Origin of the sequence: Desulfurispirillum indicum S5 (assembly GCF_000177635.2) — a bacterium.
In the GTDB taxonomy this organism is placed as follows: Bacteria; Chrysiogenota; Chrysiogenetes; order Chrysiogenales; family Chrysiogenaceae; genus Desulfurispirillum; species Desulfurispirillum indicum.
This window is the reverse complement of sequence record NC_014836.1, coordinates 1,481,138-1,501,595: the sequence shown is the minus strand read 5'-3', so window position 1 is coordinate 1,501,595 and position 20,458 is coordinate 1,481,138. Positions and strand designations below refer to the sequence as shown.

At 53.8% G+C, this 20,458-nt stretch carries 19 protein-coding genes and 1 other RNA gene; 14 read left to right on the top strand and 6 right to left on the bottom strand.

Annotated features, from left to right (window positions below):
* Window positions 1-16 precede the first annotated feature (16 nt).
* From fliM to SELIN_RS07010, 9 genes are all read left to right on the top strand, one after another.
* Window positions 17-1,006 (top strand): flagellar motor switch protein FliM, encoded by a 990-nt coding sequence (gene fliM / locus SELIN_RS07050; protein WP_013505976.1) that lies wholly within the window; start codon window positions 17-19, stop codon window positions 1,004-1,006.
* 41 nt (window positions 1,007-1,047) lie between these two features.
* Window positions 1,048-2,040, top strand: a complete 993-nt coding sequence (gene fliN / locus SELIN_RS13905; protein ID WP_013505975.1) for a flagellar motor switch protein FliN — start codon at window positions 1,048-1,050, stop codon at window positions 2,038-2,040.
* Window positions 2,041-2,052: 12 nt separating this feature from the next.
* A complete protein-coding gene (gene dnaK / locus SELIN_RS07040; protein ID WP_013505974.1) occupies window positions 2,053-3,552 on the top strand; it encodes a molecular chaperone DnaK in 1,500 nt (499 codons plus the stop codon).
* A gap of 84 nt (window positions 3,553-3,636) precedes the next feature.
* Window positions 3,637-4,017 (top strand): chemotaxis response regulator CheY, encoded by a 381-nt coding sequence (locus SELIN_RS07035; protein WP_013505973.1) that lies wholly within the window; start codon window positions 3,637-3,639, stop codon window positions 4,015-4,017.
* Between the two features lie 26 nt (window positions 4,018-4,043).
* A complete protein-coding gene (locus tag SELIN_RS07030) occupies window positions 4,044-4,649 on the top strand; it encodes a hypothetical protein (RefSeq protein ID WP_013505972.1) in 606 nt (201 codons plus the stop codon).
* Between the two features lie 11 nt (window positions 4,650-4,660).
* Entirely contained in the window at window positions 4,661-6,478 is a 1,818-nt protein-coding gene (locus SELIN_RS07025; RefSeq protein ID WP_013505971.1) for a chemotaxis protein CheA, read from the top strand.
* Complete coding sequence (locus SELIN_RS07020) at window positions 6,475-6,861, top strand: hypothetical protein (RefSeq protein WP_013505970.1); 387 nt, start codon at window positions 6,475-6,477, stop codon at window positions 6,859-6,861. Before SELIN_RS07025 ends, SELIN_RS07020 begins: the two co-directional genes overlap by 4 nt.
* A 12-nt stretch (window positions 6,862-6,873) precedes the next feature.
* On the top strand, window positions 6,874-7,854 hold the full coding sequence (locus tag SELIN_RS07015; RefSeq protein ID WP_013505969.1) for a restriction endonuclease: 981 nt from the start codon (window positions 6,874-6,876) through the stop codon (window positions 7,852-7,854).
* Window positions 7,851-8,168: a hypothetical protein gene (locus SELIN_RS07010; protein WP_013505968.1), complete on the top strand. Its 318-nt coding sequence runs from the start codon at window positions 7,851-7,853 to the stop codon at window positions 8,166-8,168. The genes SELIN_RS07015 and SELIN_RS07010 overlap by 4 nt, the downstream gene beginning before the upstream one ends.
* 2 nt (window positions 8,169-8,170) lie before the next feature.
* On the opposite strand, the gene ffs is transcribed toward SELIN_RS07010, so the two are convergent.
* Window positions 8,171-8,270, bottom strand: an RNA gene (ffs, locus tag SELIN_RS13555) — signal recognition particle sRNA small type.
* A gap of 79 nt (window positions 8,271-8,349) precedes the next feature.
* Here ffs and purH point away from each other — a divergent pair.
* The 5 genes from purH to SELIN_RS06985 all read left to right on the top strand — a co-directional run bounded on the left by purH (window position 8,350) and on the right by SELIN_RS06985 (window position 13,779).
* Window positions 8,350-9,903: a bifunctional phosphoribosylaminoimidazolecarboxamide formyltransferase/IMP cyclohydrolase gene (gene purH / locus SELIN_RS07005; RefSeq protein WP_013505967.1), complete on the top strand. Its 1,554-nt coding sequence runs from the start codon at window positions 8,350-8,352 to the stop codon at window positions 9,901-9,903.
* Window positions 9,903-10,985 (top strand): flavodoxin-dependent (E)-4-hydroxy-3-methylbut-2-enyl-diphosphate synthase, encoded by a 1,083-nt coding sequence (gene ispG, locus SELIN_RS07000; RefSeq protein ID WP_013505966.1) that lies wholly within the window; start codon window positions 9,903-9,905, stop codon window positions 10,983-10,985. Before purH ends, ispG begins: the two co-directional genes overlap by 1 nt.
* A 92-nt stretch (window positions 10,986-11,077) precedes the next feature.
* Window positions 11,078-11,704, top strand: a complete 627-nt coding sequence (locus tag SELIN_RS06995) for a DUF2179 domain-containing protein (protein ID WP_013505965.1) — start codon at window positions 11,078-11,080, stop codon at window positions 11,702-11,704.
* 75 nt (window positions 11,705-11,779) lie between these two features.
* Complete coding sequence (lysS, locus tag SELIN_RS06990; protein ID WP_013505964.1) at window positions 11,780-13,276, top strand: lysine--tRNA ligase; 1,497 nt, start codon at window positions 11,780-11,782, stop codon at window positions 13,274-13,276.
* 128 nt (window positions 13,277-13,404) lie between these two features.
* Window positions 13,405-13,779 (top strand): desulfoferrodoxin, encoded by a 375-nt coding sequence (locus SELIN_RS06985; RefSeq protein WP_013505963.1) that lies wholly within the window; start codon window positions 13,405-13,407, stop codon window positions 13,777-13,779.
* Window positions 13,780-14,096: 317 nt separating this feature from the next.
* On the opposite strand, the gene SELIN_RS06980 is transcribed toward SELIN_RS06985, so the two are convergent.
* The 5 genes from SELIN_RS06980 to SELIN_RS06960 form a co-directional block, all read right to left on the bottom strand.
* Window positions 14,097-16,928, bottom strand: a complete 2,832-nt coding sequence (locus SELIN_RS06980; RefSeq protein ID WP_013505962.1) for a BamA/TamA family outer membrane protein — start codon at window positions 16,926-16,928, stop codon at window positions 14,097-14,099.
* A gap of 21 nt (window positions 16,929-16,949) precedes the next feature.
* Entirely contained in the window at window positions 16,950-17,423 is a 474-nt protein-coding gene (locus SELIN_RS06975) for a nucleoside 2-deoxyribosyltransferase (RefSeq protein ID WP_013505961.1), read from the bottom strand.
* On the bottom strand, window positions 17,423-18,778 hold the full coding sequence (locus SELIN_RS06970; RefSeq protein WP_013505960.1) for a class II 3-deoxy-7-phosphoheptulonate synthase: 1,356 nt from the start codon (window positions 18,776-18,778) through the stop codon (window positions 17,423-17,425). Before SELIN_RS06970 ends, SELIN_RS06975 begins: the two co-directional genes overlap by 1 nt.
* A 68-nt stretch (window positions 18,779-18,846) precedes the next feature.
* The gene (locus SELIN_RS06965) at window positions 18,847-19,764 is read right to left on the bottom strand and encodes a J domain-containing protein (RefSeq protein WP_013505959.1); all 918 of its coding nucleotides are present in this window, start codon (window positions 19,762-19,764) and stop codon (window positions 18,847-18,849) included.
* 97 nt (window positions 19,765-19,861) lie between these two features.
* Window positions 19,862-20,410: an NADH peroxidase gene (locus tag SELIN_RS06960; RefSeq protein ID WP_013505958.1), complete on the bottom strand. Its 549-nt coding sequence runs from the start codon at window positions 20,408-20,410 to the stop codon at window positions 19,862-19,864.
* Window positions 20,411-20,458 lie beyond the last annotated feature (48 nt).

Genomic DNA, 20,458 nt, shown 5'->3' with positions numbered 1-20,458 from the left:
GAGAAGGGAGAACACCATGGCTGATATTCTCTCCCAGGAGGAAATAGACCAGCTGCTCTCATCGGTCAGTGCCGATGATGAGCCGGAGGCAGCCGTAGAAACCCTTACGGTTACCAAGAAGAAGGTTTCCCTCTATGATTTCAAGCGCCCTGATCGGGTCAGCAAAGATCAGATGCGGTCTATCAAGAACCTGCACGACAAGTTCGCCCGCAACTTTTCTTCCAGCCTCTCAGGGTACCTGCGTTCCATTACCGACATGAACCTCATCAGTGTCGATCAGATGACCTATGGTGAGTTTCTGATGAGCCTTCCCAACCCCACCAGCTTCAATATCATCAGCATGTTACCCCTGGATGGCAATGCTGTCCTTGAGGTCAACCCGTCTCTGGTTTTTCCAATTATCGACAAACTTCTGGGGGGGCAGGGCGAGCCCATAGATGAAGTGCGAGAAATCACTGATATTGAGCAGAACGTCATCGGTGGCGTGCTGGCCATCGCTTTGCGTGAGCTGGCAGAGGTCTGGCAACCCATCATAAATATCCGCTTCAAGATAGAGCTTCGTGAAACCAGCCCCCATGTCATCCAGATTGTCAGCCAGAACGAAGTGGTTATTCTGCTTGTTTTTGAAATTAAAGTTGGTGATGTCAGTGGTATGATGAATATCTGCATCCCTGCCATTGTCCTTGAGCCGATCATGCAGAAAATCGACTCGCAGGACTGGCTTATCGGCGCAAAGAAAATGCATGCCACGGCCAATGTTCAGCAGATTACCAGTATCGTGTCAAAATCCAGGACGAATCTGCAGGCGGTACTGGGGGAATCCACCATGACGCTGCGTGAAATTCTTGACCTTGAAATTGGCGACATACTGACGTTAAGCACCAAAGTTCGAGATCCCATGGTTCTGCAGGTTGGCGATATGAAGAAGTATTACGGCGAAATCGGCATCATCGACAATAACAAGGCATTCAAAATCCACCGTAAAATTGTGAAAGAAGATGTGTAGCCATGACACCAGAAGGATTGAGTCAAGAAGAAATTAACGCGATGCTTAATATGGTTGGAGACAGTGAAGATGATGGGCCTGATCTGAGCGATTTCTCCCGCATTGTGGTGAGTAATCTGTCGTCGTCCATGGGTACCAGTATCAACAATCCTTTGGAGATGCAGGTTGCCGGTGAAGGCATGGTAAGTGGTGATGCGCTGGGAGCTGAACCACAGGTGATACTGTCACGAGTTCCCTTTGAAGAGGGAGCCACTGGAACCATGTTCCTCGTGGCACCGATTTCCATGGCCAGTATCTTTGTCGATCTCATGATGATGGGTGAGGGCACGGCGAAGGACAGCATGGAGGAGGATGATCTTGATGCCTACAGTGATCTGCTTAATACGTCCTTTTCCAGTTGTGTTGTCCCTCTGAATGAAGCAGCTCAGGGGGTAAAGTTCCGTTTTGCCTCAGTGAGTTCGTCGGTCTTTGACCAGGACTCACTTGCCAGCGCACTCGGGGATGAGAGTCTGTATCGCCTGGAGATTAGTGTGAATGCTCCCGGCAAAGTGGATGGTACTCTGCAGCTTTTGATACCCCAGACTCTGGCCCAAGAAATTTCATCCGCATTTAGCGAGCAGGAAAGCGCCAGTGATGGTGATGATCTGTTTGACTTCAGTGATGTGGACCTGGAGAATCTGGCTGCAGATGACAGTTCAGCTGATTTCGGTGGTTTTGACAGTGGTGGCGGTGGTGGAGGCGCCGGTTCCTCCAGCCTCAACAAGGAGCAGATGCGGAACATCGAAATGCTGCTGGATATTGATCTGGCAGTTATCATTCGCATCGGTTCAACCAAGATATACCTGAAAGACCTGCTGAAACTGGGCTCCGGCTCTATTGTGGAACTGGATAAAAAAGCGGGTGATCCCGTGGAACTTGTCGTAAACAAGAAAGTCATTGCCCGCGGGGAAGTGGTGGTCATCGACGCGAATTTCGGCCTGCGCATCAACGAGATTCTCAGCAAGCGTGATCGACTGGAAAGTTTGCGGGGCTAGCGGGGAATACTGATGTCAAAAATTATCGGCATAGATTTTGGCACGACCAACTCGGTGGTGGCCTATATAGACAGTGGCAGACCAGTGGTTATCCCCAACAGTTCCGGGGAGGCCCTGACCCCGAGTGCTGTGGCATTTCAGAAAGATGGCAGTGCTCTGATCGGCAATACTGCAAAAAATCAGGCCGTGATCAACAGTGAACGAACCTTTCTCTCCATCAAACGCCATATGGGGACAAGCTTCACTTCAACCATAGATGGCATACGCTATCGTCCTGAGATGATAGCCGCCATGATCATACGCCAACTGCGCAGTGAAGCGGAAGAAGCCCTTGGTATGCCAATTCAGCGCGCTGTCATTACCGTCCCCGCCTACTTCAGTGATCAGCAGCGGCAATCGGTGAAGGATGCCGGACGCCTTGCCGGGCTGGAAGTGGCGCGTATTATTAACGAGCCTACAGCGGCAGCACTGGCCTACGGTATTGATCGTGGGAACCATGAAATCATCGCTGTTTTTGACCTCGGTGGAGGAACATACGATATTTCTATCCTTGAAGTGTGCGATGGTGTTGTGGAAGTGCTGGCCACCTCCGGAAACAATCACCTTGGTGGTGATGATCTGGACAGCGCCCTGATACAGCACATCGCACAGCAGTTTTATCGTCAGCACTCCATTGACCTCACCGAGGATAAAATGGCCATGCAGAAACTTCGCGAGGACGCTGAAAAAGCAAAAATCATGCTCTCGGAAGTTTCGGAAGTCACTATTAACATACCCTTTATCACTGCTGACAATACCGGACCGAAGCACCTGGAAGTCACCATAAACAGGGCACAGTTTGATGAGATCATCAAACCCATCGTGGCGCAGCTCATCCCTCCCGCCGAAGCGGCTCTCAATGATGCTGGTCTCAAACCCGAAGATATTTCGCGGGCATTACTGGTCGGAGGTACCACGCGCGTGCCACTGGTGCAGAAAACCATAGAAAAATTTACCGGGAAGCCTGTCTCAAAAAATGTCAACCCCGTCGAGTGCGTTGCATTGGGCGCTGCGGTGCAGGCAGGTATCATAGAAGGTGATGTCAAGGATCTTATACTGGTTGATATCACTCCGCTGACCCTGGGGATTGAAACCGAGGGTGACAGATTTATCCCCATCATCAACCGCAATACCGCTCTTCCCTGCTCAAACTCCAAAGTCTTCACTACCATCAGCGATAATCAGAATGTGGTGGAGGTGCATATTCTGCAGGGTGAAAGTGAACGTGCCTCCAATAATATCTCCCTGGGAAAATTTCAACTGACAGGCATACGCATGGCAGCCAAGGGGGAGCCTCGCATTGAAGTGACCTTTAATATCGATGTCGACGGTATCGTGTCTGTTTCCGCCATAGATCTGGATACGCGCAACCGGCAGGAGATTAACATCAAGGATTTTAATCGGATATCTGAGATTCAGATGCGATCACAGGTCCGTTTCATAGAAAAAAAGGTGCTGCGAAATGCACAATAATTGCCTTTTTCTGAAGAGTTTATTATAGTATCCTCTTAAAAAAATGCATCAAAATGTTTCGAAATTATAGTAATGGAGGATTAGATGGATCGCAAGGATATAAAGATCATCACCGTAGATGATTCTTCCACTATGAGGCGTATCATCAAGAATACGCTTACCCGCCTTGGCTTCAAGGATATCATTGAAGCTGACAATGGTGTGACTGGCCTTGCAGCACTGGGCGAAAACAAGGTGGATCTCGTGATTACCGACTGGAATATGCCGGAAATGGACGGGCTTCAGTTTGTCAAGGCGATCCGTACCAATGAAGAGTACAAACACCTGCCTATTCTTATGATCACGACGGAAGCCGCCAAGGAAGATATTCTCGAAGCTCTGCGCTCAGGCGTGAATAATTACATTGTCAAACCCTTTACTCCTGAGACCCTGGAAGAGAAAATATCCAAGGTACTGGGACTGTAAAATGACCCACGTTCAGGATGCCTCCCATGGATAGCGAAACACGACGGGAGCTGGTGTCTATTCTGCAACGGATGGTTGATGGAGACTTGAAACACGTCACCAGGGACACCACCCACCTGCAGCCACACATAGTTGAGAAGCTGAACAGGCTTTGTCAGAAGCTCAACCCTATAGCGCCGGTGATGTCATCCTGTTTACACGATATACCAGTGATGGAGAAATCCCTTGAAGAGATCGTTTCCATCACGGAAGACTCTGTAGTGCACCTTATGTCATCCAGTGAGCAATTGCTTGATCGCTTTAACAGCGTCAAGGATCTGCTGGAACGGACGGTGGCTTCTGAAAGTGATTATGGTATTCATTTTCAGAAAATAGAGGAACTGAACCAGCAGAATCAGGACGAAATATATGACATGATGAGTTCCCTGGAATTCCAGGATATTACTCATCAGAAGGTTGACAGGCTCAGCAAACTTGTCGGTGACATGCAGACCCGTGTTGACGAGCTGGCAGCCGTACTTTCGTTGAGGCAAAGCCATGGGGCTGCACCTCAACTGTTGAAACGTGAAGAAGAAACATCAGCAGATGACCAGGGGTTGGTCGATAAACTTCTCGCTGAATTCGGACTCTGACAGGGGGAGCAATGGGACACGAAGATACAGAAATTATCGAGGACTTTCTGGTCGAGACAGACGAACTGCTGGAAAAGCTTGACCAGGATCTTATCGAGCTTGAAAACAGTCCGGATAATTACGACCTCCTGAACGCCATTTTCCGCTGCGCCCATACGGTAAAGGGCACCAGCGGATTTCTGGGTTTTACCACCATGGCGGAGCTGACTCACCATGCTGAAGATGTTTTGAATAAACTGCGCAAGGGCGATCTTGTCATGAATCCCCATACCATGGATATTCTGCTGGAAGCCTTTGATCTGGTGAAGAGCATCACTGAGGATATTCGCTCTGGCCGTGGCGACTCCCAGCAGGATATCAGCGGGGTTGTCGAGCGATTGCACCTGATTACCGAAGGCAAAGAAGGCGAAGTCGTTCTGGACCATGAGACGCCGCCAGCGCCCCAGCCTCTGCCAGCCGAAGAAACGGCTGCAGTTCCGCCCGCTGTGTCGCCCCGCCCTGCCGCGGCAGTTGCCGCAACTGCTCCGGTCGCTGATCCCCACCCCATTGCCCCAGCGTCTGAACCCACCAAAAAAACTTCACCCCCGGCTCCCGCTGCCAAGAACGCTCCCAAGCAGGCAGCTGCCGATGATCGAAAAAAAGGTGAACAGACGATCCGTGTCGATGTAGACCGCCTGGACGCGCTTATGAATCTGGTTGGAGAGCTGGTTCTTGGACGTAACCGCATACTTCAGCTTACCAGCCAGATGGAGTCTGATCGTGATAACGAGCATGTGGAAGCCCTCAGTGAGACCAGTGCCCAGTTGAGCCTGATCACCACCGAGCTTCAGATGGCGGTCATGAAGACACGCATGCTGCCTGTTGGTAAAGTGTTCAATCGGTTTCCGCGGATGGTGCGCGATCTCTCCCGCGAATTGAAAAAAGACATCGAACTCATCATCACTGGCGAAGATACCGAACTTGACAAGTCTGTGGTTGAAGAGATCGGAGACCCTCTGGTTCACCTGATCCGCAACTCCTGCGACCATGGGGTGGAAACACCGGAAGAGCGCAAGGCGGTTGGCAAACCCGCAACGGGGAAAGTACACCTTTCAGCTTTCCATGAAGGGAACCATATCGTCATCGAAATCAAGGATGATGGCAAGGGTATAGATGCCGATGTCATCAAGGCCAAGGCTGTTGAAAAAGGCGTCATCACCGAAGCCGAAGCCAGTCGCATGGGCAAGACCGAGGCGCTGAACCTGATCTTTGCGCCGGGTTTCTCTACCGCCGCCAAGGTTACAGATGTCAGTGGACGCGGTGTTGGTATGGATGTGGTGCGTACCAATATTGAAAAACTCAATGGTCTGATTGTCATCGATACAGACCTTGGCAAAGGCTCCACCTTTACGATCAAAATCCCCCTTACCCTGGCCATCATTCAAGTGCTTCTGGTGGGTGTATCCGACGAAAGCTATGCGATTCCCCTGGTGTCGGTGGTTGAAACGGTCAAAGTCACCAGAGGAGAAATTAAAACCATCGAACGTAAACAAGTGCTGCGATTACGTGATGAAGTGGTCCCCCTGGTAAAGCTGTCCGGCATTTTCGATGTGCCTACAGAAGAAAAAAACGACGTCTATATTGTCATCCTCGGGCTCGCGGAGCGGCGTATTGGTTTGATTGTCGATACACTGCTGGGGCAGGAGGAAATCGTCATTAAGACCCTTGGCGACTATCTCAAGGGGACCCCTGGCATAACCGGTGCTACCATCATGGGTGATGGAAGGGTGAATCTCATCGTCGATGTGGCCTCCATGATTGAGATGGCAGCGGAGGGTGCCGCATCATGACATCGCTGAAGCGCCGTGGCATGCTGAAGCTCTGTGCTGTCCTGGCCGTGCTTCTGGTTGGCGGCGGCAGCTTTCACGAAGCCAGTGCCTATCGAACCACGAAATATTTTCTTCTGGAAGTTTATCCGGTGGAGGGCGTACCCTTTCGCACTCTCTCACACCTTCCTCCCATGTCATACTTTCATCATTATGGTGGTGAAAGCACCTTTATCAATGTATACCCTCTTTACTCGATCCAGGCTCCCAACAATAACCTGTCAACCTTTCAGCAACTGGTGGAGCAAGAGGGCCTCGGCCCGGCCAATTACCTTCCCCTTGATCCCGGGCAAGCGCAAAATCGAGGCAAAGGCAGATTGGCCAAGGATCGACAATGGTATCGGTAACATGGAGCACTCATGGTTAAGCGCGTAACCTCTGACAGCCTGATAATGATGAGCGAAGGCGAATTTGAGTTCCTGATCAGTCGTCTGCTGCGACATATCGGCTTTTCCATCAATGAAAGCCTTGATTTTGGCAACAACGAGCGGATCTACATCGCCCAGGGACGCAAAAAACCCTATATGGGGAAGTTTGTCATACGGTACAAGCGCAATACCGGGGAAGATGACGTTCTCGATATGGAGTTCCTGAACGGGACATCCCATTGGACGATCCGCGAAGCCACCAACAAGGTTCTTATTGTCAGTAACTGTAACTTCTCGGAAGAACTGCAGTTTCACGCCGATAACTCGGAAGTCGAACTGATAGGAGCCGATGAAATCGTTCGACTCGCCAATGAGATCGCCGAAGAAGATGAAAGGCGCAAAAAAGAGCAGGAAAGCATCAAGAAGCGCCGCAAGCGCCCAAATGTGCCCTATGGACGCACCCTGATACTTAAACTTGAAACCGAATACACTATTGATCTCGCACCGGTTACAGTGAAGGAATGGCTCAATGTCTGGCTGCGCATCAAGTCGGAAATCGAAGTTATTCTGGCCACCGCCCTGAAAATCGACCCGGAATCCGTGGACAAGAATGATTCCGAGCGCCTGAAGTCCCTGACCACAAAACTTGAAGGCCTCTACTTCGACCTCATGAAGTACAAGGTGCCCGATGTGGCGCAACTCAGTCGTGATATGGCGGAACGGGTACTGGAAAACGTCATCCTGCTGGTCACGGGAACGCTCTACGAGGAACCCTTGGAGGACATTGAAGACTATCGTGCCAATATCACGAAACTTGATAATGAGCTGACGGCGGTGAACAAGGAGCTGGTGGAGTACCTGGAAGAGAAGGAAAAGGAAGTCAAGCGTCGGGAAAAGTTCCGCAATATCGTCCTGGTGGGCTATGTGGTGGGGATCCTGCTGCTGATGGCCATACTGGTGTCCAAGACATGACCCGTGCAGAACTCCAGAAACAGATCCATGGACTGCTGCAGACAGTAGTTTTTCTCCGTGATGAGTCCCAGAATCTGCGTGAGCAGCTTAGGGATGGTGACATCAAGGTTGGCAGAAAGCTCAATATGAGCGCAGACTACCTGGAGTTGGCTTCACGTCTGAGCGCGGAAATAGAAAAAAAACTGCAGGAACTTTCCACGGTGGTGGAGTCACAGGAGAGCCCCGATGGTGAGTTCCGTTTTCAGGATGACTACGGGACATTTGACAGTCGTCTTAACGAATTTCTGGGCCCTGGTGGCTCAAAACAGCAGTGACCTGAGGGAAGATTGACCCCTGGCACCCGCAAATTACCCCTTATCGCTGCTTCCTCCCGGACCTGACGAGGTTCAGAGTCTTGCGCCGCAGGGGATCTTCCCTACAGGTCGCGTGCAACATACCATAGGCATATCAGGGCCGCAAGGTCTCCCCATAGAAAAATTCAGGAGTAGAAACGCAATGCAGAAAAATGTTCAGATTTCCCGTGCCCTCATCAGTGTCTCCGACAAAACCGGCATTGTTGAGCTGGCCCGGTTTCTCCATAGTCGAGGAGTACAGATACTTTCCACAGGCGGCACTGCCAGACTGCTGCAGCAGAGCGAAATTCCCGTGGTGGAAGTTGGCGATTATACCGGAACCCGTGAAATGCTTGATGGTCGTGTGAAAACCCTTCATCCGAAGGTACATGGCGGCATTCTGGGCATGCGCGATAACGCTGAGCATCGTCAGCAGATGAAGGACTACGGCATCGACCCCATCGACCTGGTGGTGGTCAATCTGTATCCCTTTGAACAGACAGTCAGAAAGGGCTGCACCTACGAGGAAGCCGTTGAAAACATCGACATCGGTGGGCCGACCATGCTGCGCAGTGCCGCCAAGAATCATCAGGATGTGGTAGTCGTGGTGGACCCAAGCGACTATACTGCCCTGCAGGCTGAAGTTGAATCCACCGGAGTGGTAAGCTTTGATACGCGCAGGAATCTTGCCCGTAAGGTCTACCTGCACACTGCCAGCTATGACGCCATCATCAGCGGATATTTCAATGAAGAGCAGTCTGTGGACTTTCCAGACACCTGGGTAATGAGTGGGGCGAAACTGCAGGACCTGCGTTATGGCGAAAATCCACACCAGCAGGCCGCTTTTTATGGCGACCCCTTCCGTAGTGAGGCCAGTGTGGCGACCGCCAGGCAGCTGCATGGCAAGGAACTCAGCTACAATAACATCATTGACGCTGACGCGGCTCTGGAACTGGTTAAAGAGTTCCAACTGCCCACTGTCGTCATTATCAAACACACCAACCCCAGCGGTGTCGCTTCCGCTGAGACTATCGCGCAAGCCTATACGAAAGCCCTCGCAACTGACCCCGTCAGCGCCTTTGGCGGTGTGATCGCCGCCAATCGCCCCATAGACGAGGCAGCTGCCGGCGAAATGGCTCAGCTCTTTGTGGAGATTATTATCGCCCCTTCCTTTACCCCGCAGGCTCTGGAAATACTCACTCGCAAGAAAAACATCCGTCTGCTGGAGACTGGCACCCTTGACGCGAAACGTGATCGTGAGAAATTCGTGCGCAAGGTTACCGGCGGATTCCTGGTGCAGGATCGCGACCTCGGCATGATCGACAATATTGAAACCTGTCGGGTCGCCACTGAAATCAAGCCGACGGCCGAGCAGTACCGCGCTCTCATCTTTGCCTGGAAAGTGTGTAAACACGTCAAGTCCAACGCCATTGTCTACGCCAATGATGGTCAACTGGTCGGCGTGGGCGCTGGCCAGATGAGCCGGGTCGACTCAAGCCGCCTGGGAGTGCAGCGCGCGCAGATGCCGATCGAAGATACGGTGATGGCATCTGACGCCTTTTTTCCCTTCCGTGACAGCATTGACGCCGCAGCCGCTGTTGGCGTGAAGGCCATCATTCAACCAGGTGGCTCGGTCAGGGACGAAGAAGTTATTGCTGCCTGCAATGAGCATGGCATCGCCATGGTTTTGACTGGCATGCGTCACTTCCGGCACTGATGATGTCGATTCAGAGACGTCAGACACCATCACTGTGGATCGGCAAGGTTGAGGTCGGGGGCTCTGCCCCCGTTTCCATTCAAAGTATGACCACAACCAGGACCACGGATATCCGTGCAACAGTGGCACAGATCAGCGAGCTGGCCACTGCCGGCTGCGATATCGTACGCGTCGCCGTTCCCGACGAGGCGTCCTCTCACAGTCTGGCGGAGCTGGTTCCCCTTTCGCCTCTCCCCGTAGTTGCCGATATCCACTTTAACCATACCTTTGCCCTGCGCGCGCTTGATGCTGGAGTGCACGGGTTACGCATCAACCCTGGAAATATCGGTTCTGCGGAGCGCATTGCCAGTGTTGTGGAAAAGGCGCGCAGCCGCAATGTGCCGATTCGCATTGGCGTCAATGCGGGGAGCCTTGAGAAGGATATCCTGCAGCGCCACGGGCACCCTGGCCCAGAAGCCATGGTGGAGAGTGGTCTGCGCCATATCGCGCTGCTGGAAAAGCTCAACTACCGCAATATGAAGATTTCCCTCAAAGCCAGTGATGTCTACACCACCATGCAGGCATATCGGCTGATAGCGTCAAAGGTTCCCTATCCCCTCCACCTGGGAGTCACCGAAGCCGGCACGGAATTCGGCGGTACTGTCAAAAGCGCCATTGGCATCGGTGGCCTGCTGTCTGAAGGTATCGGCGATACCATCCGCGTCTCACTGACTGCTGACCCCGTCCGCGAAATCCGTGTGGCCCGGAAGATCCTGCAATCCCTGGGTCTGCGCAGAGAGGGGGTCAACTTTGTCTCCTGCCCGACCTGCGGTCGGGTCGAGGTTGATCTGGTCAGCCTGGCAAACCGTGTGGAAGAAGCGCTGCAGCATATCCCCCACCCCATTACCGTCGCGGTGATGGGCTGTCCGGTCAATGGCCCCGGTGAAGCCCGTGAAGCCGATTATGGCATTGCCGGGGGCAAGGGCCGGGGGCTGGTCATGCACCATGGTGAGGTGGTGGGCTGGTTTCCCGAGGATCAGCTGGTAGAAACCCTCTTGGCATTGATTCATAAGGATTTCCCCGCCCCCTCCGATTTTGCTTGATTTTTCAGAGCGAAAAGCCATATATCGTCCAATCTCAAACCCTTGGGTGGTGGTACTAAACCCTTGGGATTTTCCCTGCCGGGGGCACCTCCATGGACGAACTCTCCTTCACCTTTTCCTGGTTTTCGACACTGCTTCTGCCACTGCTTATCATGATTGCGAAAGTTGTGGAGGTAGCCGTAGGGACCATCCGTATCATGTTCGTCTCCCGGGGAATGAAATACCTGGCTCCACTGGTGGGGTTTATCGAGGTCATTATCTGGCTGGCCGCCATCACTCAGGTCATGTCGAACATGGGAAATATCGCCAACTATGTGGCCTACGCCATTGGCTTTACTGTGGGAAACTACCTTGGCATTATCATTGAGGAGCGTATCAGCCTGGGGTACAGCCTGGTGCGTGTCATCACCCGGCGCGATGCCACAGAACTGGTGCACTACCTGAAGGAGTCCCGCTATCATGTCACCCATGTGGACGCTGAAGGAGAGCTCGGCGATGTCAAGGTCATCTTCACGACCATACGCAGACGTGAACTGCCCCGGGTACTTGAAATCATCAAGACGTTTAACCCTCGGGCCTGTTACACCATAGAAGATCTGCGTTTTGTCAGTGAAAGCGGCTTACCCCATGGTGCCACCCGCAGTGCCATGGGTCTGCAGTCATTGCTCCCTGTTGCCTTGCGTCGTCAGACGGTGAAGGAGCAGGTGGTCGCCCCCTGATTTCAAAGGGTGATTTTCCCTCATTTTTGCGATAGTATGCCCCTATGAAACAGCCAGAGAAGGAGTACCGGACACATGATGGAACAGGATTCCAATGAACAGATAGAACAGCGCAAACTGAAGCTGAGCCAGCTGCAGGAGATGGGTGTTAACCCCTACAGTGGTCGCAGTGAGCGTAATACGGATATTGTCACCATCCACCATGCCCATGGTGAACAGGACAGACAGCAGCTCGAAGATACCAGGGAGAGTCTGCCTCGCTATACCATTGCCGGCAGGATAATGGCTTTGCGGAGTTTCGGTAAGGCCGCTTTTGTGAAACTGCGCGACCGTACCGGTTCGGTACAGGCCTATGTGGCCCGAGATGATATCGGCAGTGACGCCTTTGGACAGTTCAAGAAAATTGAAGTGGGCGATATCATCGAAGTCTGTGGCTTTCCCTTTCGCACGAAGACCGATGAACTGTCGCTGCATGCCACCACATGTCGTCTGCTCGTCAAGGCCGTGCGACCACTGCCGGAGAAATGGCACGGGCTGAAGGATCGGGAAACCTGTTACCGGCAGCGCTATGTGGATCTTATGGTGAACGAGGAGTCACGGGAGCGTTTTCTCATGCGCGGGCGCATCGTGAAGTTTATCCGCGACTACTTCACCGCCCGTGACTATCTGGAAGTGGAAACACCCATGATGCATCCTCTCCTGGGCGGAGCTGCTGCCAAACCCTTTGTGACCCATCACAATACCCTGGATATGGATCTCTATCTGCGCATCGCGCCGGAACTTTATCTGAAGCGCCTGGTGGTAGGGGGTTTTGATCGGGTATTTGAAATTAATCGAAACTTCCGCAATGAAGGCATATCGCCGAAACATAATCCAGAGTTCACCATGATCGAGTGGTATCAGGCCTACGCCACTTACCACGACCTCATGGATCTGACCGAAGACATGCTCTGTACCATGGCCCGGCAGTTGCTTGGCAGCGACACCATCACATACGGTGAACACCAGATTCGCCTGCAGGCGCCCTTTCCCCGGCTGACCATTCGCCAGGCCCTGTTGCAGTATTCCCACCTCACGGAGGCAGAACTTGAGGATGTACAGAGCCTCCAGCGGCTGCTCAAGGAATTGGGTGTCGACGGGGAGCATATGTCCCATGAGCGCATTCTCTTTGCCCTGTTCGAAGAACTTGTGGAGAGTAAACTGATTCAGCCGACGTTTATCGTGGACTTCCCCAAGGAGATCAGTCCGCTGGCGAAATCGCATCAGGACAATCCCGATATCACCGAGCGATTTGAACTCTTTGTGGCTGGCTGGGAGCTGTGTAACGGGTTCACAGAGCTCAATGACCCGGTGGATCAGTATGAGCGATTCCTGAAGCAGGTCGAAGCGAAGCAGTCTGGCGATGAAGAAGCCACCGACATGGATCTGGACTATATCCGCGCCCTGGAATACGGGTTGCCGCCCACGGCCGGCGAAGGCATGGGTATCGACAGACTGGTGATGCTGATGACGAATGCACAGACGATACGTGATGTCATACTCTTCCCCCATATGCGCCCTGAGCATATCTGAGGTGAGGGCTTCATAAGCAGAAGCCCCTTCAGGGCTTACCAAGAAGTCCTTGCATTTTGCACAAACAGCTCCGATAATTCTGCCCAGTGAAGAGACTTCAGTAACCACAAACCCTCATGGAGGCTTATATGGCAAAGCGATTTGAAGTGTACAAGTGTGAAGTGTGCGGCAATATCACCCAGGTTTTTCACGCATCGAACGGCCCGCTTGCCTGCTGTGGGCAGCCCATGGTCCTGATGGTGGAAAATACCGTTGATGCCGCCAAGGAAAAACATGTACCTGTGGTGGAAAAGGTTGACGGCGGCATCAAGGTCAGCGTGGGCAGTGTTGAGCACCCTATGGAAGACAAGCATTACATAGAGTGGATAGAGGTTATCGCGGGCGACACCTTCTACGTTCAGTTCCTGAAACCCGGTCAGAAACCCGAGGCCACCTTCCCCATTACCGATGACAATATTATCGTGAGGGAGTACTGCAACCTGCACGGTCTCTGGAAAGCCTGATTCTCGGGAACTCTTTACGGTGTGTTGGTACTCGCGCCAGCATTCCTCCCAGAGACGCTCACTTTCGTCCGAGGACCAAGGTCTCTGCCGCTCGCCATCCGGGCTCGCTCTCGGAATACTGGCGCTCCTGCTGAAACAAACGCAGGGTAGCTGTGAATGGTTACGATTCTCGTAAAGAAAGAATACGAAAGAAAAGCGGTGGGAATCCCACCGCTTTTCTTCTTTCTGCACATGAGAGCGAGAGCGTCAGAGCTCCTTACGTAAAGCCCGTAAAGACACAGGCCAAGGCAACGCATTTCGCCAGGAACCTTCATCTTTCAGAATCCAAGCCCCGCTCTGAGATAGACGCGATCTTCTCCCCCCTCATCCAGCCCCCTGGCGACACCAAGGGTGGCACGTATTCCCAGGTGATAATAAACGAACAGGTCACCATGAATTTCCGCGCCAATACTGCGGGAGTACTGTTGTGGCGAGCTGCCGGTATTCCAGGCAGCACCCTGCTCCGCGAAAAGAGTTCCCCATACCTGGCCAGCGCCAAGCGGTGGCGTAATAAAGCCCCGCTCAATGGTCGCGAGGGGGAAGTTCCACTCCAGGCTGCCCAGGACCATACGACGGCCATGCAGGTGCTGCAGTCCCTCGGGGTATCCCCGTAAAGGGTATCCCCGTCGAAGGAATACCGAAGAACCCAGCAGACTGCCACTGCTGCCGGTACTGCCACCGAGCTGAAACGGGACCGAGTCATCATCACCCCAGCCCACATATCCTTTGATATGCAGGGTCTGTCGATGCGATGGCGTCAGGGCGAGATACTCTTTCCAGCTGGCAGTGTAGGTTCTGCCGCGAAAGTCACCGGAGAATGCGGAACTGTCCTCAGCGACCACCAGCAGTGTGCGCCCCTGTGATGGAAGTATCTGACGGAAATGCTGTTGCGCATTGCTGGAGTGCAGGGCCAGGCCAATACTTTCATCGACGCGATCTGGCGATGAGGGGTAAAGCGCATGGCGGGAGCGTTCGTGGAAATCCTTGCGACTGACTCCAAGGTGGACACTGCTGCGCCAATCTGTGCGCAGGAAAGGAAACATTGTTTCTGCCTGCACATGCTGGCTTTTACGGGCAGCGATCACATCACCATCATTATTGCGGCGCAGGCTTGCCGAACGGTCAATGCCCAGGGAGAAATGCGGCCAGAAGCGCCGATACTCATATTCCGCCCGGCCAAGCAGCCACTCCTGCTCAAAGTCATAGGACCCCTGCAGTGCGTAGCGGTGACGGCCAAGGGCGTCTTCACCAGAAGTGATGAAGCCAAGTTCGGAGTGATCATCATCGAAAAGTGCCACGGGGAACCACCAGCGCGGCTGCAGCCCCTGCCAGGGACTATAGGCAGACACGCTGCCTTGATGAGGATCGGGTTGACTCCTTGGCAGAGGTCGTTCAGGAGTTGCTTCCGAATGATGTCGTTGTGGCGAGGGATCGGCGATGTGGTAGAGATCGGCGCCACCGGAATGGAAGCCGATATAGAAGAGGCCTGCGTCGGTACGCGCCGGATGAAAAGCACCACCGCGAACGTTAGTCAATACAGTGGTTTCTCCGCTTTCGAGGGAATACTGGTGGATGTTGTAAATACCATCACTATCGCTGGAAAATAGGATATGGGAGCCGTCGTGATCAAAGTGCGGATGAGCCTGAATGCCTGCCCTGCGGATAAGGGGAGTCCACTGGGCGGTTCGCAGATCAAACCGCTCCAGATTCCAGCCCTGCTGCTGGCGCCACATGGAGATGAGCAGCCAGTCTTCGTGGGGATGGTGTACCATGTGGGCGGGAACTTCGCCAGGTTCTCCCTGCCACAGCTCCCGAAGCAGTACCCCATCGCGGTTCAGGAGGTGCAGGCTGCTCTGGCCAGCCTGGTGCTGCACGGCAATGATATGTTCTGCATCGGGAGTCAGGGTGGCATACCGGTAGCGCTGGCACTTGGTCAGGCGCGTTGAATGTCCACTGTCGGGATCAATATGATAAATATCCATATACCAGTTGCGGTTATTACAGATTGCAGGCTGTGTGATCAGAATGCCGAATTTTGGATGGAGACTGAAACGGCTGCTGCGCACCGGTGCCACCGAACGCAACTGTGCGCGTTTGACATCATAGGCCATAAGCTGTTGGCGCTGGTGTCCATCGTGCCGAACAAAGTAAACCTCATCCTGGAGGGAGGCGGTTCCGCCGGTGAAGTAACCGAAATGGCTGATGCGATTCCCCTCGCGAAGGCCACGGGCCTCCAGGGACGCCAGTTGCTCCGTATACTGTTCTTGCAGCCACAGGTCGAACTCCTGCCACAAGTGGCTCATACTCTGGCCATAGGCACGACGCGCCGCTCCCTGCAGTCGGGTGATATCCAAAATCTGCCCACTGTAATCTTCCACATAGGCTCTGATGGAATCCTCACCCCGGGTCTCGTGAAGAAACCGGAAGAAGTGGGTGCCGTAGAGGTATGGTGTGGCGGCCCCGGGCCACTGGACCATGGGCTGGTTAACCTGGTGAAGATCCTTGATGCCGGCCATGGTTTCCAGACGCATCTGCATGTGGGAGTAGCTGCTGAAAACCCGCCCCGTACGAAGCATGTGATCGGACTCGTGGTGAATGGCCAGTCCTTCCAACACCCATAGCGGTTGCAGATAGGCTGGAAAGAGCAGGAAATTTCTGCCGAATACCTGTCTGAGACCCTGGGGCAGGCCGCGCACCTTATCCATATGGAGTATATGGGTGTATTCATGCAGAAGCAGGGTCTCCAGCCAGTTTCCAGAATTCTCCAGCCCATCGATGGCGTCAGGCGGCGCCATGTAAATGACAATGCGATTGGAGGGAAATACCGACGCAAAACCATTGGGAAAATCGGTGGAATCGGTGATGACAACTTCCGTGGGTCGAGTGGGTTGCCAGTTGAAAAACGGGGTAAGACGCAGGTGAATCTCTTCGGCCAGTGCAGCTGTCTGCCGGGCGAATGTTTCGGTCTCTGGCGCGTGGTGGATGGTGAAATGGGCGGTACGGAGGGTCTGCCAGGAAACCCAGGGGTCTGGCGTAATCGCAGCTCCTGCATCGGGCCGTAATATGGTGAAAATCAGCAGGAACACAAGGGCAGGCCGGATTCTGGACATGGAGTTGTCTGCCTCTGTTGATTACAGCGTTCTGAGCGCTTGTGTGAGTTCCGCCAAAGAGCGGTGGATGGTGCCACCGCTGGCGAGAATGAAGTACTCCACCTGCAGATTGACGATGCTGCCTTCGTTGTCCGCGCTGAGGCGAAAATCACCACGGTAGCCGAAGATCTTTTTGTCCAGGGCGAAGGCGTAGCCGACTTCCGCAGCTGTTCCACTGTCGACATCGGTGCCGTCAAGTATGGCGATCAGGATATCACACTGGCGGATGGCCTCAGCATTATTGCGGGCGATCAAGGCATTGACCTCGCGCCAACGTTCAATTCGCTCGGGACCTGTGGGCAGACTGGCTGCACTCTGGATAAGATGCTGCGGTGTCAGCTGCCAGGGGTCGACGATGTTCAGGGAACTCTCCCGCAATGCAGGAATCAGAATCCCGTGATAGTAGTGGCGCCCGGCCTCACTGAAGCCGAGGGGTGAGGCGATATAGGCGTTCATCAGCGCTCCTGCAGGCTGTACTGACGGATGAGTCGTGAGATGAGAAAGGCCATTTCAAGGCTTTGGGAGTAGTTCAGGCGGGGATCACAGGAGCTGACATAGTTCTTGCCCAGGTCAGTATCCTGCAGGTTGGCGGCACCACCTGTGCATTCGGTGACATCTTCGCCGGTCAGTTCGAAATGAACTCCCGCCAGGATGGTGCCATGGTGACGATGGATACGGAAGCATGACTCCAGTTCCGCTTCTATGTGCGCGAAGGCACGGGTTTTGATGTTCTCCCCCACCACACGGGTATTGCCGTGCATGGGATCACAGCTCCAGGCGACAGGCATTCCACTGCGCTTTACTGCGCAGACCAGAGGCGGCAGGGCTTTTTCGACGCGATCCATGCCCATGCGGGTAATGATGGTGACGCGACCCGCCTCATTGGTGGGATTCAGGCGGTGAATCAGGTCTGTCACTTCTTCGGGATCGGCATTCGACCCTATTTTGACTCCGACGGGGTTCGCCAGGCCACGGAAGTACTCCACGTGGGCACCGTCGAGCTGACGGGTTCGCTCGCCGATCCACAGCATGTGGGCTCCGAGGTTGTAGAAACGACCAGACGCGGGATCCTTGCGGGTCAGGGCCGACTCGTACTCCAGCAGCAGCCCTTCGTGGGATGTGAAGAAGTCGATGGTGTCCAGCAGGTGAGAGTTGACACCGCAGGACTCCATGAAATGAATGGCATCCAGTATGGTTTCCACCATATCGCGATAGTCCTTCCATTTCTCGGCCTTTTCAATGGAATGCAGGTTCCATTCAAAAGCGTGGCGAAGATCGGCAAAACCGCCACTGATCATGGCGCGAATATAGTTCAGGGTCAGAGCTGAGCAGGTATAGGCTGTGGTGAGTCTTTCCGGGTCAGGAACCCGCCTGGCCTGGTCCGGGGCAAGGTCATTGACCGAATCGCCACGGTAGCTGGGATAGCTGATGCCTTCAATGGTTTCCTGCGCTTGCGAGCGGGGTTTGGCATACTGCCCGGCAATACGTCCAAGGCGAACCACTGGTTTGCGGGCGCCATAGGTGAGAATCAGGCTCATCTGCAGCAGGATTTTCATCTTATTGGTGATATTCTGCTCGTTGCAGTCTGTGAAGCGCTCCGCACAGTCACCACCTTGCAGTATAAAACCTCCACCCCTGGCAGCGGCAGCGATACTGCTTTTCAGGCGTTCAACTTCCGCCGGATAGACCAGGGGCGGCAGGACGGAAAGCGCGTTCGTTATATGGCTGAGAGCCTGCATGTCGGGATAAGGGGGTTGTTGATGGGCAGGGAAATGTTTCCAGCTGGTAGGGGTCCAGGTGCTGTGGCTCATGTTTTTCCTTTACTGCTGCACAGAGGGTATTGAGGCGGTTTCCTTTGGATAACCTACAGTATACATGATCAGGGTGATGGTGCGTGCAAAAAAGCCAGCGCGGAGCCATAGGCCTGCTGCAGGCGAAGAAAGCTTTCATGATCGCCACCATTATCGGGATGGGTGCGCCTGGCCAGCCGGAGGAAGTGTCGGCGCAGGCCCTTGGGACCCAGGGCAGACAGGGTTTCACGGCTTTCAATCTGCAGAACCTCCAGTGCCCCGTCATCCAGGTGTGGCGCGATACGCTGTTGCATGCCGATTCTGTGCCAGAATTTCCCCACCTCTTCGCGCAGCTGCTCTTCGGTGTAGGCGAACAGATGCTCCTTCCAGCCATAGAAGGCGAACATGATGGTCTGCGCGTCGGCCATATCCTGTGGCATATTCCACCAGGCACAGGGCTGGTGAACGTGGCAAAAGGGCGAATCCGCCGCTGTTGTCGATGAACAACAGGTGTTGTGGTAAGGGTCATAGGCGCGACACATGCCGTTCTTTTGCCAGCTCAGGTGGCAGCCGAGGGCGGAAAAGCCCAGCACCGGCAAAAGATCTCCTCTGGTGAGTTCCCTGAAGAGCCCCTGGAGTTCGCGCAGCTGTTGCGGGACATCCAGATCGAAAAGCGCAGAGAGCTCCTGGTGCTCTCTGCACGTGCTGCCATTGGTGCCGTACATATGGAGCAGGGCGGCACCCTGGGTGATGGTATGGCGCAGGGAGAAGGAAAGGGCGTAGAGGCCGCTGTAGCCATGCAGAAAGTATTCTGATCGTGTCTGTGGGCTGAGCAGTTCCTTGAAAATAGAGGTATCAGTCAGTGTAAGGGAATTCTGCTGGTGAAGAAGGGTGCCCGATGTCGGGGAAGGGGTATGGTGTGACTTCCGCACCAGCATACGCAGCAGTGCGCTGAGTGGGAAAAGACCAAAGGGCTCCAGGATCTGAGGAGTGGGAAGCGTGTTCACATGAGCATCCTCGTACAGAATGCATACAGCCTAACACACTTCAGCGGCACCGTCCATGCAACCGGAAAGGCCCCTCGCGGGAGGGGCCGCAGACGAATCATACTCCGAAATGACGCTTGAGCAATCCCGCAAAAGCCGCACCATGGCGGGCTTCATCTTTACACATTTCATGTACGGTATCGTGGATAGCATCAAGATTCTGCTGCTTGGCGCGGGTGGCAAGATCCTTCTTGCCGGAGCAGGCGCCAAATTCCGCGTCAACGCGCATCTGGAGATTGGTTTTGGTGTCGGCAACCACAACCTCTCCCAGTAACTCAGCGAATTTTGCGGCGTGCTCAGCTTCTTCCCAGGCGATGCGTTTATAGGCTTCGGCAATTTCCGGATAGCCTTCGCGGTCAGCCTGGCGGCTCATGGCCAGGTACATGCCCACCTCGGTGCACTCACCGGTGAAGTTCATGCGCAGATCTTCAATGATGGTCGGATCGATATCCCTGGCGACACCAATGCGGTGCTCATCCGCCCAGTTGCGTTCTCCGGCCACCTGCTCATTGAACTTGCTGGCGGGTGCCTTGCAGGTTGGGCAGATTTCGGGAGCCTGTTCGCCTTCAGCAACATAACCACATACGGTACAGATAAATTTTTTCATGTCATCTCCAGATTGAATGTGTTTAACGAGAAGCCTTCTTATCTTCTG